Genomic DNA, 17,971 nt, shown 5'->3' with positions numbered 1-17,971 from the left:
CGTTTTCATCCCTATAAAGGTATTAATTAACAAACTGTTCGGATTGAATCGAGAGTTCAATCTCCCAATTTTTAAATTGCTGCTGTTCATCATGCAGTTCAGCCACCAGCAATGGCCATTGTTTGGCATCACCAGACACGCTGAGCTGCCATTGTTGCGCATTTTCAACCTTGAGTTCAATGGCAGGAAGCATCTCATCACTACGACTGTGATTGACCAAAACCGACAGACGAAGCAGCAAACATAACCATAAAAGTTTCGATCCACCGACTTTCATCACATCATGCTTGGCATCAACGCGCAATTTGCGGCGATGGTGTGCGACCAAATGTGACAAATGATTTTGGTCGACTTGTGAGAAACCGGCAATATCCGAGTGTTGTAATAAATACGCACCATGACGATGATAACCACTATGGCTGATCGCCAAACCAATCTCATGCAGATAGGCAGCACGACGTAACAGATCGCTATCCTCTATCGTCAGGCCCAGTTCATGTTCCACGTCATTAAACAGTTTTTGTGCAGTCTGGACCACACGCTCGGCCTGTTTGGCATCGGCATTATAACGACCAATCAGGGCATGTACGGAACGATCACGGATATCTTCATGCTTGAAACGGCCCAGCAAGTCATACATCACGCCTTCACGCAGCGCACCATCCGAATAAACCAGATGATTAATTCCGAGCACATCAAATACAGCATAGAGAATGGCAATCCCAGCCGGCAATACCGCGCGGCGGTCTTCTTTGAGACCTTCGAATTCCATATCCGAGACATATTTATATTTGAGCAGTTTGTCTTTGAGTTTTTCCAGGCCTTCACGAGTGAGCTGTTCTTTGTCATTGCTCCAGCCCATATTGATACAAATCTGACGACAGGCCTTAATGGTACCACTCGAGCCGACGACAGCATCCCAACCGGCTTCTTTATAAGTATTGGCAATTCCGGAAATTTCTTTACGTGCCGCAGTGACTGCTTTATCAAAGGCTTTGGCACTGATTTCGCCATCCTGAAAATAGGCCTTGGTAAACGCTACACAGCCCATTTGTACCGATTCAGTATGAATCGGCTCGAATTCCTCACCGATAATCAGCTCAGTTGAACCGCCACCGATATCAACCACCAGACGACGACCGCTGTTGGCCATGGTATGCGACACACCCAGATAAATCAGACGAGCTTCTTCACGGCCGGCAATAATTTCGATCGGTTTCGGTAAAATTTCTGCAGCTTTCTGGATAAATTCATGGCCGTTTTTGGCTTGACGCAAAGCATTTGTCGCCACGATCCGCAAGCGGTTTGGCTGAACTGCGCCTAAACGTCCGACAAAACGGGCCAGACAGGCCAAACCGCGTTGCTGGGCGGCTTCGGTTAAATTCTTATTTTCGTCTAGTCCTGCGGCAAGCTGAACTTTTTCTGACATTGATGCCACTTTCTTCACTTCGCCATGGTCTACACGGGCGATGGCCAAATGAAAGCTGTTTGATCCCATATCGATGGCGGCAAGTAATTCTTCATCAATCAAAAAGTCAGACATTCCAGAAATAAACCTTTAACGAATTGTGCTTAGAGTAATTCACATGCATGCAATTTAAAAGCCATTTGTAGCGACAATTTAATGCCTTATTCTTTTTTGTATCGGGAATAATAGTGAGACACGATCATCACTATCGTGATCATCCATTAGACAAAATAACATTAAGCATTGAAAATTTACAGATTCCCCTACATTGTTAAAGATGGCTATGTAATACTAATAATTAGTTATCTTTAAAATATTAATCTGGAGCACATTCCATGTCTGGCAACATCATAAACACTACTGACGCAAACTTCGAAGCAGACGTTCTTCAATCAGACGTTCCTGTACTGGTGGACTTTTGGGCAGGCTGGTGTGCACCATGTAAAGCAATTGCACCCGTGCTTGAAGTGCTTGCTGATGAATACCAAGGTAAAGTTAAAATCGTGAAAGTTGACGTAACTTCTTGCGAACAAACTGCTGTAAATTTCAACATCCGTAACATCCCGGCTTTGTTGATGTTCAAAAATGGTGAAGTTGTTGCGACTCAAGTCGGTGCTGCACCAAAATCTAAACTGACAGCATTTATTGATGACAATATCTAAGCACAGCATTTTTAGTAAAAAATACGCGACTCATTCTCGCGTATTTTTTTCGGCTATAAATTGACAAACCTAGCATTTTCTCTTATATTCGCTACTCAAGAGATAAAGGATCCTAAATCCTGTCAATTTCTTACAAGACACATTACATAAGATGCCGCTCGGCAATAGAAATTGTTTTCCACATTTTCCTTTGAAACACTCAAACAGATCTCTGAATTGTTCTTTTGCAAATTCAATTGCTTTCGTTTGAATGCTGGTATGCGGCCGAATGTTACTCCCTTTCTAACCTGTACCTCAGAACTTTGATTCTATCTGACCACCTATGAATTTAACCGAACTCAAGAAAAAACCGATTGGCGAACTCATCAAGATTGCCGAGTTTATGGGCCTCGAAGGTATGGCTCGTAACCGTAAGCAAGACATTATTTTTGCCATCTTAAAACGTCATGCAATGAATGGCGAAGAGATTTTTGGTGATGGCGTTCTAGAAATTTTGTCAGATGGTTTTGGCTTTTTACGCTCAGCCGCAGGTTCTTATTTAGCAGGTCCTGACGATATCTATGTCAGCCCTTCTCAAATTCGTCGTTTTAACCTCCGTACTGGCGACACCATTACTGGCACCATTCGCCCGCCGAAAGAAGGCGAACGTTATTTTGCTTTACTTAAAGTCAATCAGATTAACTACGACACACCTGAAAATTCACGTAACAAGATTCTGTTTGAAAACTTGACCCCATTATTCCCGACCGAACAGTTGGTGATGGAGTTAGGCAATGGTACCACTGAAGATTTAACCACCCGTGTGATCGACCTAGTGGCCCCGATTGGTAAAGGCCAGCGTTCAATTATTGTGGCTCCGCCGAAAGCGGGTAAAACCATGCTGCTGCAAAGCATTGCACAGTCCATCGTTCGCAATAATCCTGAAGTTATTCTGATCGTTCTCCTGATTGATGAACGTCCAGAAGAAGTGACCGAGATGGAACGTACGGTTCGCGGTGAAGTCGTGGCTTCTACCTTTGATGAATCTCCTGCACGTCACGTTCAAGTTGCTGAAATGGTGATTGAAAAAGCAAAACGTCTGGTTGAGCACAAGAAAGATGTGGTGATTTTGCTTGACTCGATTACCCGTCTGGCACGTGCTTATAACACTGTGATTCCTTCATCAGGCAAAGTACTGACTGGTGGTGTGGATGCACATGCCTTAGAACGCCCTAAACGTTTCTTCGGTGCTGCACGTAATATCGAAGAAGGCGGTTCACTGACCATCATTTCTACTGCCCTGATTGAAACCGGTAGTAAAATGGATGAAGTGATTTACGAAGAATTCAAAGGTACAGGTAACCAGGAAATTACCCTTGATCGTCGCATTGCAGAAAAGCGCGTATTCCCTGCGATGAACATCAAGAAATCTGGTACTCGCCGTGAAGAACGCCTGATGTCAGAAGACAATCTGCGTAAAGTCTGGATTCTGCGCAAGCTGTTGCATACTCAAGATGAGTTGGCGGCAATGGAATTCTTACTGGATCGCATGAAAGAAACCAAGACCAACGATGATTTCTTTGATCAGATGAAACGCAAAGCTTCAAATTAAAATTTCAAATGAAAGGTCACCTAAGCGGTGGCCTTTTTTAGGTTGACATAAATTACAGAATGAAACAATCAAGCCTGATTTATGTAAACTTATTTTTAAGTTTTTGATTAATAAAATATTCAGATTAAAAATTGTATAACTTTTAAGTGTTTAACAAGCCTTTCTCCAATCTAAATGTTTCATTCCATTGTTATTTTCTGTTAAAAACTTCTTATTTTTTATCGTTTTTCCGTACTTTTTTGATCATTGCCAGTAGCAATTAAAAATGCGCAGTGATAGCATATTTGCAGACCAGTTAGACTGCTCCTGCGTTGTTAGTCCCTAACACAATTAGGAACAATAAAAGCACTTAACAGACTAACTTTGGTTTTTTTTAATCTCAATTTTTAGAGAGTGATGCCATGTTATTCAAAAAAATCGCTATTGCTGCTGCAGTTGCTACTACTTTAGCTTTCGTTGGTTGTGCTAAAAAAGCTGACGACGCTGCTGCTGACGCTAACCAAGCTGCTTCTGAAGCTGTAGAAGCTGCTTCTGAAGCTGAAGCTGCTGCTGACGCTGCTGCTGTAGAAGCTACTGACGTTGAAGCTTCTTCTGAAGTTGCTACTGAAGTTGACGCTGCTGCTGAAGCTGATGCTGCTGCTGCAGTTGCTACTGATGCTGCTGCTGAAGCTACTGCTGCTTCTGAAGCTGCTGCTCAATAATCTTCTAGATTATTCAGTACAAAAAAAAGAGAGCCTTTGGCTCTCTTTTTTATTTTTAAAACTGGAATTTAAAGATATTAGATTCCAGTTTTAAAAAGCAGATCAATTGACCTGCTCATTTCCCACACGTTGACGGAACTTCTGTCCGGCACGGAAGGTGACCACACGGCGTGCAGAAATCGGAATCTCTTCACCCGTTTTCGGGTTACGGCCCGGACGTTGACGCTTATCACGCAACTCGAAATTACCAAAACCCGAAAGTTTTACTTGCTCGCCTGAGATGAGCGCCTGGCTAATCTCATCGAAGAACAACTCAACCATTTGTTTTGCTTCACGACGGTTTAAACTCGTGAGCTCACTTAAATGATCAGCCATTTCTGCTTTAGTTAGTGCTGTCATGAAGCCCTCAATGTCGCTTGGTAAGTGTTTTCTAACACTTGAAGGATATTATCCATACCTGATTTAATTTCAGCATCTTCCAGTGTACGGCTTGGATGCTGCCAGAGAAGTGCAAATGCCAGTGAGCGTTTCCCTTCTTCTACTCCTTGTCCAGTGTACACATCGAACAACCAAGTTGAGTCTAAAAGCTCTCCGCCTGTTTTTTCGATAAGTCCCTGAATTTCGCTAACATTAATCTTATCACTAATTAAAAGCGCAATATCACGTCGAACCGATGGAAAACGTGATAATTCTGTAAAATTAGATACATAAGTTTGCAAAACAGCCGCTTGATCCAATTCTGCTACCCATGTGGTTGCCAGATCAAGTTCGTCTTCAAGTGAGGGATGTAAACGCCCCAAGTAACCAATTGATTGACCATTCACGAGAATTTCTGCGGATTGTCCAGGATGCAACCAGCTACGCTCTGAACGCACATATTCTACTTTGACACGACCAGCAGCCAAAATTTCTTCTACATCACCCTTAAAGTCAAAGAAGTCCATTGCAGCGGGTTTCACATGCCAAGATTCAGCATGACGTGAACCAGTCGCAATCAATGCAAAAGTTGGAATCTGTTTTAAATCATGGATGCTGCTGGCTTCTTGATAGTCAAAACGCAGACCGAGCTCAAAGAAACGTACACGGCTTTGCTGGCGGTTGACATTGTACTGAACACAAGGAATAAGGCTAGACAGCAAGGTTGAACGCATCACTGCCAAATCACTTGAAATTGGATTGGCTAATACTAATGGATTCACACTGGAATTAAGTTGCTTTTCAAGCTTTAGGTCTGCGAAGCTAAAGCTGATCGCTTCTTGGTAACCTAAAGTTACGGCAGTTTGACGGAGTTGGCCCAATTCAAACTGATCTTGGTATTTCGCCAGCTTCACATCAATCACAGGCAGGCTGATTTGAATATTGTCATAACCGTGAATACGCGCCACTTCTTCGATCAAATCTTGGTAAATCACCATATCATAACGATGTGATGGCGGTACCACTGACCACTCGCCTTCTGCTTTTACTGTAACTTCACAACCTAAACGGCTTAAAGCATCAGTAATGAACGCTGAGTCAACACTATAACCCAGCAGTTGATCGACTTGTGCTTGATTCAACTCAATTGCGTCGCGTGTTGGCAATAATGCTGCATTTTCGGCAACTGTAATTGGTCCAAACTCACCGCCCGCAAGTTCCGCAATCAATTGTGATGCGCGGTGCATAGCGATCAATGGCAATTCAAAATCGACACCACGTTCATAACGCTGAGAAGCATCAGTATGCAGGCCAAAGCTACGTGCACGACCGGCAATATGCAGTGGCGCGAAGAATGCTGATTCCAGGAAAATTTCAGTGGTTGCATCGCTGACTGCTGAAAACAAGCCACCCATAATACCAGCAATGGCCAATGCTTTTTCATCATCTGCAATCACCATCACTTTTTCATTCAGCTCCACTTCTTGTTCATTGAGCAAAACTAACTTTTCATCTTCTGTCGCTTGACGTACATGTACTGCGCCTTGAACTTTGCCGCCATCAAATGCGTGTAGCGGTTGACCCAGCTCCATCAGCACATAGTTGGTAATATCGACCAGAATGCTGTGCTGACGGATACCTGAACGTGCCAATGCACGCTCCATCCATACAGGAGTCACAGCCTTGGTATTGACGTTCTTGATCACACGACCCAAGTAACGTGGACAGCCTTCAGTCGATACAACGACTTTCTTTTCTTCGCTAATAGTCGCAGCTACTTCTTTAATTTCAGGGGCAGTTACTGGCAATTGGTTAATCACACCAATTTCACGTGCGATCCCGCGAATACTGAAGCAGTCCCCACGGTTCGGTGTAATGCTGATGTCAATCACGTTGTCATCAAGGTCTAGATATTCACGAATGTTCATACCTACTGGTGCATCCGCTGGAAGCTCTAACACACCATCAATTTTATCTTCCAAATCGATTTCTGAAGCGCCGCACAGCATGCCTTGTGACTCGATACCACGTAGCTTGCCTTTCTTGATTTTGAAATCACCCGGAAGTACTGCACCAATGGTCGCAACCGGTGCTTTCATGCCAGCACGTACATTTGGCGCACCACATACAATTTGTAGAGGCTCACCTGAACCGATATTGACAGTGGTCACACGCAAGCGATCTGCATCAGGATGTTGTTCTACCGTCAGGACTTCCCCCACCACTACGCCGGTAAAGGGTTTAGCTGCAGGCGCAAGTTCATCCACTTCCAGACCCAACATGGTCAGTTGATCAGAAAGTTTTTCGCTATCGATGGCTGGGTTAACCCATGTGCGTAGCCAATTTTCGCTAATTTTCATTGATATAAAACCTGTAATTCAAATCTCTAGAATCCCCCTCTGCTCCCCATTTTCCAAAGGGGGAGAACTCCATCTATTTCGCGGAGTCCCTCTCCTTTTTAAAAGAAGAGGTTAGGAGAGGATTATTAAAAAGTTTTAAGCAAACTGGCGTAAGAAACGCACATCGTTTTGGAAGAACATACGTAAGTCATTTACGCCATAACGCAGCATTGCAAAACGTTCAACACCCAGACCAAAAGCAAAGCCTTTGTATTTTTCAGGATCAATGCCTGCAGCTTGCAGCACATTCGGATGCACCATACCGCAGCCCAATACTTCTAACCAGCGACCGCGTTCATCCATAATATCCACTTCCGCACTCGGCTCTGTGAACGGGAAATAAGATGGACGGAAACGTACTTTCAAATCTTTTTCGAAGAATTCGTTCAGCAGGTTAATCAGCAAACCTTTCAGTTCCGCGAAGCTGGTATTTTCAGCCACGTATAAACCTTCGATCTGATGGAACATCGGTGAGTGGGTTTGATCCGAATCACAACGGTAAACACGGCCCGGACACACGATCTGGATTGGTGGTTGCTGGGTTTCCATGGTACGAATCTGTACACCAGACGTATGCGTACGCAGCAAATGGTTCACATCAAAATAGAAGGTATCGTGCATGGCACGCGCCGGGTGATGACCCGGAATGTTCAGTGCTTCAAAGTTGTGGTAGTCATCTTCAACTTCAGGACCTGTTGCAACCGTAAAACCTGCCTTGGTAAAGAACTGGCAAATACGCTCTTGCACCTGGGTCACTGGATGGATACTGCCCACCTGTTGGCCACGACCTGGTAAAGTAATATCAATGGTTTCGCTTGCCAGTTTTTGTTCTAAGGCAGCTTTATGCAATTCTGCCTGACGTGAGGTCAATGCAGCGGTAATAGTTTCACGTACAGCATGGATTTGTGCGCCGAAGACTTTACGTTCTTCGGGATCCATTTTACCAAGCGACTTAGATTGTTCCGCGAGCTGGCTTTTTTTCCCCGTAAATTGCACTCGTACTTGATCAAGTGCAGCAAGGTCTTGAGCTGCTGCAATCGCAGCGAGCGCTTCAGTGGTCAGGGCTTCCAGTGACATAGTAACTCTCAAAGCAACAGGTTAAAAAATATTTTAAAAACCCCACATTCTAACAGTTTTTAGACACTTTGATGAAGATGCGTTTTAAGGAAAATTAGATTGGCATGATTAAATATAAAAAGTATAAGATAAACACAATATCAATCAGATCAAATCACTATGGCACTCGATCAAATTTGGAAACAGCAACTGACCCTCGTCACTTACGGCAATGAGTATTTGACTCAGGACCTGAGTTTCAATCGTTGGATTCAACATTCCATTTTTAATCAGCATCAGTTTGCCTTTCGGGATCTGATGTCACAACATCTGCTGGCCCAGCATTTCCAGATCTGGCTGGAAGGCTTGAAAAAACAAGGTGTGCGTCGCCTTAGCTTGCATCGCTCTGATTTACTGGTTGATGAAAAAAATCCGAATGCCAATGTTGAGCTATTACCACTGGCACATTTTATTGTCAGTCATGGTGCTAAAACCAAAACTGCCTGGATCATCGGCAAGGAACTGCCTGAATGGTACAGCGCAGACAATGATTACGAAGCACCTAAATCACAGCAATCCCCTTTACGCCATGAAACATTCTGGTGTTATGAGCTAAATCCTAAACTGGCCAAGCGCATTGATGTCGATCTGGAAGCCCCAAACTGGGATGATATTCAGGCCTATACCGATCATGAACTGTTTGAAAGTAGCCTTGCCCAAGATTTTACCGAACCTGCATATACCAATTTGCCTTATTACGGCACCATGCCTGCCATTCAAGCCGATAGCGAAAGTCATTTGGCCTTAATTCCCACTGACTATTCAGCGGATTATGCTCACCAGACTTTGTACCGCCTAGACGCCTTAAATGACTTTATTCAAACGAAAATCCAGCATCCCTATCGTGCAGATGGCGAAGTACTCAGCCCGGAGCAGCAACTTAACCTGCGACATTTTTCGCAAAAAATTGATGATTTAAGTGCTAAATTCATCAGCAAAGTCGCCAATCACTATAAAACTGCACAGCTAACACCAAAAGTTGCACCTGACCCATTTGTCGGTATGAGTACCGAAGACCGCTCACCAAAAATTTCTAAAGCAGAAAAACCTCAGGACCCAGGCAAATCCAGTTCATCTGCAAATGTGCTGACCTTAATTGTGATCACTGTGATTATCTGTCTGATTGGCTACTATTTCGGCCTTTAACATTTTGCCAGAAAAGCTTGAACATCACGGGCAGAATTCAATGGATATTTTGATATTCATGAGCAGGCATCAACTTGAAATAATGCTGACGATTTTGTGATGGTTTTCATCATCCATCAGATGATGGAATCACGACTGAGTATCTGTCTTAAAATTTCAGCATTATTTGAATGAGCCGAAGCTGTCATTTGCTGATCGGCCGGAAATGCTCTCTTAATTGACCGGTGGAGATATTGAGATAAAAAGATAAATCAGCCATACATTTCTAAGGGCTGATTTATTTTCTATCGTCTTTTCCCAGGTTTTAGATTTTTCTACGTTGAGCCAGCTGGGCCAGAGTATTCAAAAATTAAATGTCCCACTGATAACATAAGTCTTTAAGATTCTCGCCCAGATCGCTGGCATCTCCTTCACTGACAAAATAGGCGCCGGTCTTTTCATAAAAATAACGACTGGAATTCAGGTTCAATACGCTGCACTGCATATACTGGTAGGATTTTTCTCGACTTAAACCCAGACCCAATTGAACCAAATCACGTCCAATGCCGCGACCTTGAATATTTTGAAGCAAATAAAGTGCTCTCAATTCACTAATTGGTGCATCCACTGGAAAATTAAAGGCAGCAAATCCGAGCACCTGAGCATTTTCTTCATAGACAAATACCTGTCGATTTTCCTGTTCAAGCACAGAACGCTACAAGGCAGCTCTTTGTTCTACACACAATGCATCTAAAATTTCTTGTTTGATGATGTTTTTATAGCTTTCACGCCAGCTTTGTACGTGCACTTGGGCAATCGGCAGGACATCCTGTTGAGTGGCAAGTCGAATCATTATTTTTAAGCCTTATTTTTGATTATGCAGTTTAACAATGACTAAAAAATATAGGATTTACAATATTGATTTTTAAATAATATTTAAAATGACTACTTTTATTTAAGCATAAAAAAGACCACCAAATGGCGGTCTTTTTTCAAGTCATAAAGACTTATGCAGCCAATGCATCTTTAGCTTTAGAAGCTAAAGCAGCAAACGCAACTGCGTCATGCATAGCGATGTCAGCAAGTACGCGACGGTCGATAATCACTTGAGCTTTTTTCAAGCCAGCGATCATACGGCTGTACGACAAACCATTTTGACGAGCACCAGCGTTGATACGTGCAATCCACAAAGCGCGGAATTGACGTTTCTTCTGACGACGGTCACGGTAAGCATATTGACCAGCTTTGATTACCGCCTGGAACGCTACGCGGTAAACGCGTGAACGAGCACCATAGTAACCTTTAGCGCGAGCAAGAATTTTTTTGTGACGGCGATGAGCCTGTACACCACGTTTTACACGAGCCATTTATAATCTCCTTAGATGTACGGGCACATACGACGAACTGAAGCAACGTCACTTACGTGAACCATTACACAGCCGCGCAATTGACGAATACGCTTAGCAGATTTTTTGGTCAAAATGTGGCGTTTGAACGCTTGTTTACGCTTAAAACCGTTAGCAGTCGCTTTAAAGCGTTTAGCTGCACCACGGCGAGTTTTCATCTTAGGCATAACAACCTCTTTTGAACACCTGTTCGGCTCGTTTGCACCATTACAAAACGACCTGCAGGTAAGGGAGCGAGTATTCTAAAGCATCTTTGTTTAAAACAAAAGCATCTTCACCCAATAAGCGAATTTAAAGAATGATTTCGCTCTGAAATAATATCCAAGACTGGATCAGGAAAATTATTTTCAAGTTTAGAACATGGCAAAGGCCGCATAGACAAACAGATAACGTCCAATTTTAGCGATGCTGACCATCAGCAGAAAACGGACGAGGTTTTCTTTTAATAGTCCCGCAATCAGGGTAATCGGATCACCAATGATAGGCACCCAGCTCAGCAGTAAAGACCAGTAACCATATTTCTGATAGGTCTTTTGCGCCTTGAGCATCTTATCTGCTGAAACCGGAAACCACTTTTTATTTTTATAATGCTCAATCTTGAGTCCCAGATACCAGTTCACACAAGAACCCAGTATATTCCCCAAACTGGCCACCGCAATTAACAGTACCTCACTCTGCTCACCCTGCACTAAAAGCCCCAGTAGCACAGCTTCAGACTGTAAAGGCAGTAAGGTCGCTGCACCAAAGGCAGATAGAAACAGTAAAAACAGGCTCATTACAGCATTAACGGCTCAAGCCCATTTTTTTCTTGGCTTTACTATATTCCCAACTGGACCAAACGACTGCAGTCACCATCGCCATGATCCGCGCCCATTTATACTGCTCATTGAGCGGTGCAATTGCAGCACGTAAAATCTGCTGATCTTTGGTATTTAGGGCAGCAATCACCTGATCGATATGCACAATTTCAGCAACATACAGCACTAAACATGCAGCAATGCCGAAAAGAATGCTCCAGTAAATTCGGGTATTACTTTCAACAATCTTGGTAAAGTTCAGAAGAAAATCGTTCATATATCCATCCAATAAAAAACCACCGTAAGGGTGGCTTTATTTGCTTAAGGCTATTTTAGCATAAAGGCAGATGCTTAACTGACCTGTATCGCCAGCGCTTTCTGAACCGCAGGACGAGCATTCAAACGATCGATATATTTGGAAACTTCAGGATAATCTTCCAGAGTGATCTGTTGCCAGTCATGCCGTAATAACCAAGGGAAAATGGCCATATCTGCAATCGAGTATTCGCCAGCCACATACTCCTGCCCGACCAGCTGTTTATTCAACACCCCATATAAACGCTTGCTTTCATTGACATAGCGCTCTGTGGCATAAGCAATCCGCTCAGGTGCAAAACGGCTAAAGTGATGATTTTGCCCGAGCATCGGCCCCAAACCGCCCATTTGCCACATCAGCCACTGTTCGACCTGAATACGCTTCACTTCATCGGCTGGATAAAACAGACTTGTTTTGCGACCCAGATATTGCAAGATCGCACCTGACTCAAAAATTGAAATGGCGCGGCCATGTGGCCCATCCTGATCAACAATTGCCGGGATTTTATTATTGGGAGAAATAGCCAGAAAATCGGACTGGAACTGGTCATTTTCCAGAATATTGATGGGAATAATTTGATATTCCAGCCCCATTTCTTCTAGAGCAATACTAATTTTATGGCCGTTGGGGGTGCCCCAATAATATAAATCGATCATTTTCTTCTAATACTCCCTGCACTTTTACTATGCGACGATGTACTCAACATAGAGGATTTAGAAAGAAACAACAAGTCTGCATTTTAAAATTATTTTTCAATAAATATCAAAATCTTATTAAAAATTTATATATTTTTTTCTTTTTGATCTTGAAAATTTCAGCTCCAAACACATATTTATTTCTGCATAAGGATTGCGTCAATCTTATGCGCTGTTGATGTCTGACATGACAGATCTTATTTTCTTGTTTTTATAACTTTGCTTTAGTGAGAAGGTTCTAATCATGAGTAACTTAAATCTTCATCCATTATTTCGTCGTAGTATTGGCTTTGATCGCTTGAATGACTTTATTGACTATGCCATGCAAAGCGATGCACCGAATTACCCACCGTATAATATCGAAAAGCGTGGTGAGAATAATTACCGCATCGTGGTGGCAACTGCGGGTTTTCGTCAGGAAGAACTCGACATTCGTCTGGAAAATAAGTTGCTGACCATCCTAGGCAAGCCTGAAAACCAGAGCAATGACAGTATTGAATTCCTGTACAAAGGCATTGCGCGACGTGCATTTAAATTGTCTTTACGTCTGGATGAATATATTGAGGTACAACAGGCAGACTATGAAAATGGTTTATTGATCATCGACTTGCAGCGCATTATTCCAGAAGAAAAATTGCCACGTCAAATCCCGATTGGCAATAAACTGCTCATTGCAAACGATGAAAAATCAGTGGAATAAGCTTGATTAAGTACGCAAAGGAAGGTCCGAAAGGGCCTTTCTTTTTGGCTACAGATTACCTAAGCTCATTAAGGCAATACGCTTTCTGATCATAAAAATAAACCATGAATGTGCCAGAAAACATCCTGTTTCATCAAGCTAGCCCGATCATGCGCGCTATGGGATATTTACTGTTTTGTTATCCGGTCGGAATATTCAGCATTTTTTATTTCAGCAGTGTGCGTAGCAATTCCAGTTTTTTCCAAGGACTATTATTTTTATGGCAGGAGTCTCCTGACTTTTATATTTATATTGGCGGCTTTCTTGGTCTTTCGCTGCTTATGCTGGGAACTAAACTGAAAATCACCTCACAAGCTATTTATTATACTTTGGCCGGTTTCCGCATCAGCCTGTGCTTAAAACGACATTCGGTACAGTATAGCTTTCTGAATCCACGCTATGCTTCTCTCAAAGCACATCTCAAAAGCTGGCTCTATAACATGCCAGCGCATGTGATTAGTCAACGCGATGGCACTTTGGATTTTAAATTGTGCCAGCCCGGTCTGATGAATCAAATTTTTCTTGGATTTTTCCGGATTCAGCTGTCGATGTTTTCCCGCCCGCAAGCTCAACAGATTATGCAGGCCATACAAAGTGCCTGGAACTTTAGAGCATAAAAAAAGCCCTGCATATGCAGGGCTTTTTTCGCTTAATGAGTGCTTACTTTTTCTTTTTAGGACCAAGTAGCATACCCATTTGACGGCCTTCCATTTTCGGCATCTGCTCAACAGTACCGAATTCAGCCACGTCAGCTTCAATTTTTTGCAATTGAGCTAGACCCAACTGTTGGTGCGCCATTTCACGACCACGGAAACGAAGCGTGATTTTCACCTTGTTACCTTCTTCAAGGAACTTGATGATTGCACGTAGTTTTACGTTGTAATCACCAACATCAGTACCCGGGCGTAGCTTGATTTCTTTCACCTGGACTTGATGTTGTTTTTTCTTCGCTTCTTTCTGCTTTTGCTTAAGATCAAACAAATGCTTGTTGAAGTCCATGATCTTACATACTGGTGGTTCAGCGTTTGCTACGATCTCAACAAGATCAAGTTCAACACTTTCTGCTGCGCGTAGGGCGTCAGCTAAGCTTACAATCCCTTTCTGCTCACCATTTTCGTCTACAAGACGGACTTCTTTCGCACGAATTTCATCATTCAAGGCAGGACGGTTTGATTTGTTACCGCCCTGTTGATTACGGTCAGGCTGTTTAATCGCTGTTACTCCACAATGTACCGGCCGCGTTCGGCTACGGCTGCTTTTACTAGGTCAACGAAAGCATCGATTGACATAGTACCCAAATTTGTTCCTGAGCGGGTACGCACGTTTACGGTACCTTCCTCTACTTCACGGTCCCCAAGTACCAGTAAGTAAGGAATACGCTCTAATGTACGTTCACGAATCTTAAAGCCGATTTTCTCATTTCTCAAGTCAGAAATTGCACGGATACCGTTTTCTTTAAGTTTTGCGACGACTGACTCACATGCCTCAGCTTGAGAATCGGTAATGTTCATTACACATGCTTGCATTGGTGCCAACCAAGGTGGCATGAAGCCTGCGTAGTGTTCGATCAGTATACCAATAAAACGCTCGAAACTGCCAAGAATTGCACGATGTAACATTACTGGCTGATCGCGGTCATTATCTTCAGTGACATAAGACGCATCTAAACGTTCTGGCAAGTTAAAGTCACACTGAATGGTACCACACTGCCAGACACGACCTAAGCAGTCTTTCAGAGAGAATTCAATCTTCGGACCGTAGAATGCGCCCTCACCTGGTTGAAGCTCCCACTCAAGACCCGCAGCATCTAAAGCATCTGCCAAAGATTTTTCTGCCATATCCCAAAGCTTGTCATCACCCACACGTTTTTCAGGACGCGTCGACAACTTCATTTGTACTTCTTCAAAGCCAAAATCTTTGTATACATCCAGTGTCAATTTGATAAAGTCTGCAACTTCAGGACCAATCTGCTCTTTGGTACAGAAAATATGCGCGTCATCTTGGGTAAAGCCACGTACACGCATAATGCCGTGTAAAGAACCTGATGGTTCGTTACGGTGACATGAACCGAATTCTGCTAAACGTACAGGAAGATCACGGTATGACTTCAAGCCTTGATTGAACACTTGTACGTGACAAGGACAGTTCATTGGCTTCACCGCATAGTTACGGTTTTCAGAATGCGTGGTGAACATATTGTCTGCATAGTTAGCAGCATGTCCTGATTTTTCCCAGAGCGTGAAATCAACCACTTGCGGTGTACGGATTTCTTCATAACCGTTGTCTTGCTGAACTTTACGCATGTACTGTTCAAGAACCTGGTAAATGGTCCAGCCGTTCGGATGCCAGAACACCATACCTGGTGCTTCTTCTTGCATATGGAACAAGTCTAGCGCTTTACCGATTTTACGGTGATCGCGTTTTTCAGCTTCTTCAATACGTTTTACATAGGCAGCAAGCTGTTTTTTGTCTGCCCACGCTGTACCGTAAATACGTTGTAGCTGTTCGTTTTTCGCGTCACCGCGCCAGTAAGCACCAGAGATTTTAGTCAACTTGAACGATTTGAGGAATTTGGTATTTGGTACATGCGGACCACGGCACATATCCAAATAATCCTGATGGTAGTACAAGCCCATTTGTGTTTCTTCAGGCATGTCTGCGATCAGGCGCAATTTGTATTCTTCGCCACGCGCAGTGAATTCAGCAATGACTTCATCACGCGGCGTCATTTTTTTCACAACATCATAGTCTTGATCGATGAGCTTTTTCATACGCTCTTCAATCGCTGCCATGTCGTCTAAGGTAAACGGACGTGGCATCCAGATGTCATAGTAGAAACCTTCCTCAATGACCGGACCAATGACCATCTTTGCTTCTGGGAACAGTTGCTTAACCGCATGACCGACCAAATGCGCACAAGAATGGCGAATGATCTCGACACCGGCTTCGTCTTTAGGCGTGATGATTTGTAGTGTTGCATCTTCAGTGATGAGATCAGACGCATCAACCAAACGATCGTTGACACGACCAGCAACTGTATTTTTTGCAAGACCAGGACCAATGCTAAGTGCAACGTCCATCACAGATACGGCGTGATCAAACTGTTTTTGATCGCCATTGGGCAAAGTGATAATTGGCATAAGAAATCCTTAAGGAGTGATGCCCCGTACCATGGAGCATATCACCGCGAGATTATGATCGAGGCACAGCCTCAAAAGATAAAAACGGTGGATAAATAAAATCGATTCGAATTTTACACGGCTTGGCCGCATGATTAAACCTTTTCCCAATAAAAATAAGATTTACCGCCAAATCTGTGCCTGATCGTTAAAGGCTTAGGCTCATTTTTCATTTCAGAATGTAGTTATTCCCGGAACGTCTGCCACTGGAGAAACTTTCCCTCTACATAAACATACAGCTGGTCGAATTGCGGGATCAGCGCTTCACTTTGTGTCGGTCTTAAAAACACATAATCATCGACATGAATATCGCACTGCATGGGCACCTGAAGCATTTCCTGATTACTGCTGCGGCCATACAACACATGCGGCCGGCTTTTTTCAGGATAAATATAATCCGCTCGCCAATAGCCGCCATAAATAAATACGGCTTTATATTGATGAGGAAGATAATTCAGCAGCTCCAGACCGGGAATCTGACTACAAGGCAACACTTTTAAAATGGGTGCGGCAATCCATAAAGCACAGCTTAAAGCGGACAAATTTTCCAGATCAAAATCACTCGGCTTAAGCAGCATCGAGCCAAAGGCCAGATCATTACAGACACTTTGCTGGCAATGCTGCATAAAGGTTGGACTTCCCCCACCGTTAAAACACAAACCTTCATGCCATAAATCCGGGAATTTTCGCTGAAGAATACTTTTGTATTGTTGATACATCTGCTGCGATTGCTGATAACTTTTGTCGGGACTTTTCAAAATTTTTGGCAGTTTGGCGACATGTGCATCATAGCCCATTAGACCCGAAAGTTTGAGATAAGCCGCGTTGTGCTGAATCAGCTTCATTAAGGCTATAAATTGCTGCTGCGTTTGTACGCCGCCACGATGTAGCCCTACATCAATTTCAATATTGACATTCAGGCAGGTATTCAAGCTTTGCGCGAGTTGCAGATATTGTTTTAATCGTTCCACATCATCAATTAGCCATTGAATAATTACTTGATCATTGGCTTTATTTTGATCAGACAAAGTTTGATAAAAATGTTTGACTGCCTGAATCGGCATCGGTTTACCCAACAAGATATCGGCTTGCTGAAATGTCCCTATAATCTCCAGCAGATGCGGCAGATGAAAGACCATAAAGCGCTGGGTATTTAGTTTTTCACTGGCCAGTTTGAGTAGCTGAATGCTGGCTAAAGACTTCACTACCAGACGTGGTTTTAACTTCGCAGGCAATTTTGACTGTACATAGTCCAAATTACGTTGATAGGTTTTTAAATCTAAAATCAGTTGCGGTGTGCCAGTGCCCTGCCGTTTTAATTCCTGCGTCAGTTGCTGAAAATAATTTGATTGCATCGCCC

General features: G+C 43.2%; 20 protein-coding genes. 6 read left to right on the top strand and 14 right to left on the bottom strand.

Annotated features, from left to right (window positions below; translation table 11 throughout):
* Positions 1-22: 22 nt before the first annotated feature.
* Complete coding sequence (gene ppx / locus F893_RS05390; RefSeq protein ID WP_005095810.1) at positions 23-1,543, bottom strand: exopolyphosphatase; 1,521 nt, start codon at positions 1,541-1,543, stop codon at positions 23-25.
* Positions 1,544-1,803: 260 nt separating this feature from the next.
* Here ppx and trxA point away from each other — a divergent pair, with 260 nt between their 5' ends.
* From trxA to F893_RS05375, 3 genes are all read left to right on the top strand, one after another.
* Positions 1,804-2,130: a thioredoxin gene (gene trxA, locus F893_RS05385; protein WP_005250793.1), complete on the top strand. Its 327-nt coding sequence runs from the start codon at positions 1,804-1,806 to the stop codon at positions 2,128-2,130.
* Positions 2,131-2,452: 322 nt separating this feature from the next.
* Positions 2,453-3,721, top strand: coding sequence for a transcription termination factor Rho (gene rho / locus F893_RS05380; protein ID WP_004278267.1), 1,269 nt, complete (start codon positions 2,453-2,455; stop codon positions 3,719-3,721).
* A 401-nt stretch (positions 3,722-4,122) separates the two neighbouring features.
* The gene (locus tag F893_RS05375) at positions 4,123-4,422 is read left to right on the top strand and encodes a hypothetical protein (RefSeq protein ID WP_005250791.1); all 300 of its coding nucleotides are present in this window, start codon (positions 4,123-4,125) and stop codon (positions 4,420-4,422) included.
* Between the two features lie 102 nt (positions 4,423-4,524).
* Here F893_RS05375 and F893_RS05370 read toward each other — a convergent pair whose 3' ends face one another.
* From F893_RS05370 to pheS, 3 genes are all read right to left on the bottom strand, one after another.
* Positions 4,525-4,821 (bottom strand): integration host factor subunit alpha, encoded by a 297-nt coding sequence (locus F893_RS05370; protein WP_004278269.1) that lies wholly within the window; start codon positions 4,819-4,821, stop codon positions 4,525-4,527.
* On the bottom strand, positions 4,818-7,199 hold the full coding sequence (gene pheT / locus F893_RS05365; protein ID WP_005250789.1) for a phenylalanine--tRNA ligase subunit beta: 2,382 nt from the start codon (positions 7,197-7,199) through the stop codon (positions 4,818-4,820). The genes F893_RS05370 and pheT overlap by 4 nt, the downstream gene beginning before the upstream one ends.
* 135 nt (positions 7,200-7,334) lie before the next feature.
* The gene (gene pheS / locus F893_RS05360; RefSeq protein WP_004278272.1) at positions 7,335-8,315 is read right to left on the bottom strand and encodes a phenylalanine--tRNA ligase subunit alpha; all 981 of its coding nucleotides are present in this window, start codon (positions 8,313-8,315) and stop codon (positions 7,335-7,337) included.
* Positions 8,316-8,474: 159 nt separating this feature from the next.
* On the opposite strand from pheS, the gene F893_RS05355 reads away from it, so the two are divergent.
* Complete coding sequence (locus F893_RS05355; RefSeq protein WP_005250786.1) at positions 8,475-9,500, top strand: hypothetical protein; 1,026 nt, start codon at positions 8,475-8,477, stop codon at positions 9,498-9,500.
* A 349-nt stretch (positions 9,501-9,849) separates the two neighbouring features.
* Here F893_RS05355 and F893_RS05350 read toward each other — a convergent pair whose 3' ends face one another.
* The 7 genes from F893_RS05350 to F893_RS05325 all read right to left on the bottom strand — a co-directional run bounded on the left by F893_RS05350 (position 9,850) and on the right by F893_RS05325 (position 12,654).
* A complete protein-coding gene (locus F893_RS05350) occupies positions 9,850-10,188 on the bottom strand; it encodes a GNAT family N-acetyltransferase (RefSeq protein WP_005250784.1) in 339 nt (112 codons plus the stop codon).
* Positions 10,189-10,194: 6 nt separating this feature from the next.
* Positions 10,195-10,332 carry a hypothetical protein gene (locus tag F893_RS18250; protein WP_005250783.1) on the bottom strand — a complete coding sequence of 46 codons (138 nt, stop codon included), beginning with the start codon at positions 10,330-10,332 and terminating at the stop codon, positions 10,195-10,197.
* Between the two features lie 154 nt (positions 10,333-10,486).
* Complete coding sequence (rplT, locus tag F893_RS05345) at positions 10,487-10,846, bottom strand: 50S ribosomal protein L20 (RefSeq protein ID WP_004647525.1); 360 nt, start codon at positions 10,844-10,846, stop codon at positions 10,487-10,489.
* An 11-nt stretch (positions 10,847-10,857) separates the two neighbouring features.
* Positions 10,858-11,052 (bottom strand): 50S ribosomal protein L35, encoded by a 195-nt coding sequence (rpmI, locus tag F893_RS05340; protein ID WP_004278281.1) that lies wholly within the window; start codon positions 11,050-11,052, stop codon positions 10,858-10,860.
* 186 nt (positions 11,053-11,238) lie between these two features.
* Positions 11,239-11,661 (bottom strand): YqaA family protein, encoded by a 423-nt coding sequence (locus F893_RS05335; RefSeq protein ID WP_005250780.1) that lies wholly within the window; start codon positions 11,659-11,661, stop codon positions 11,239-11,241.
* A 7-nt stretch (positions 11,662-11,668) separates the two neighbouring features.
* The gene (locus F893_RS05330; protein WP_004647523.1) at positions 11,669-11,959 is read right to left on the bottom strand and encodes a hypothetical protein; all 291 of its coding nucleotides are present in this window, start codon (positions 11,957-11,959) and stop codon (positions 11,669-11,671) included.
* A 74-nt stretch (positions 11,960-12,033) separates the two neighbouring features.
* Positions 12,034-12,654: a glutathione S-transferase family protein gene (locus F893_RS05325; RefSeq protein WP_004732952.1), complete on the bottom strand. Its 621-nt coding sequence runs from the start codon at positions 12,652-12,654 to the stop codon at positions 12,034-12,036.
* A gap of 283 nt (positions 12,655-12,937) precedes the next feature.
* On the opposite strand from F893_RS05325, the gene F893_RS05320 reads away from it, so the two are divergent.
* A complete protein-coding gene (locus F893_RS05320; RefSeq protein WP_004732955.1) occupies positions 12,938-13,393 on the top strand; it encodes an Hsp20 family protein in 456 nt (151 codons plus the stop codon).
* Positions 13,394-13,497: 104 nt separating this feature from the next.
* Complete coding sequence (locus tag F893_RS05315; protein ID WP_005250778.1) at positions 13,498-14,049, top strand: hypothetical protein; 552 nt, start codon at positions 13,498-13,500, stop codon at positions 14,047-14,049.
* Between the two features lie 43 nt (positions 14,050-14,092).
* Here F893_RS05315 and infC read toward each other — a convergent pair whose 3' ends face one another.
* The 3 genes from infC to F893_RS05300 all read right to left on the bottom strand — a co-directional run bounded on the left by infC (position 14,093) and on the right by F893_RS05300 (position 17,966).
* On the bottom strand, positions 14,093-14,644 hold the full coding sequence (gene infC / locus F893_RS05310; RefSeq protein ID WP_071850398.1) for a translation initiation factor IF-3: 552 nt from the start codon (positions 14,642-14,644) through the stop codon (positions 14,093-14,095).
* Positions 14,645-14,649: 5 nt separating this feature from the next.
* Entirely contained in the window at positions 14,650-16,572 is a 1,923-nt protein-coding gene (gene thrS, locus F893_RS05305; RefSeq protein ID WP_004278291.1) for a threonine--tRNA ligase, read from the bottom strand.
* A gap of 224 nt (positions 16,573-16,796) precedes the next feature.
* Positions 16,797-17,966: an alanine racemase gene (locus F893_RS05300; protein ID WP_005250776.1), complete on the bottom strand. Its 1,170-nt coding sequence runs from the start codon at positions 17,964-17,966 to the stop codon at positions 16,797-16,799.
* Between the last annotated feature and the right edge of the window lie 5 nt (positions 17,967-17,971).

Source organism: Acinetobacter sp. CIP 102136 (assembly GCF_000369685.1).
In the GTDB taxonomy this organism is placed as follows: domain Bacteria; phylum Pseudomonadota; class Gammaproteobacteria; order Pseudomonadales; family Moraxellaceae; genus Acinetobacter; species Acinetobacter fasciculus.
Note: the sequence above shows the minus strand (reverse complement) of the source record. Positions and strands in the feature narration are given on the sequence as shown.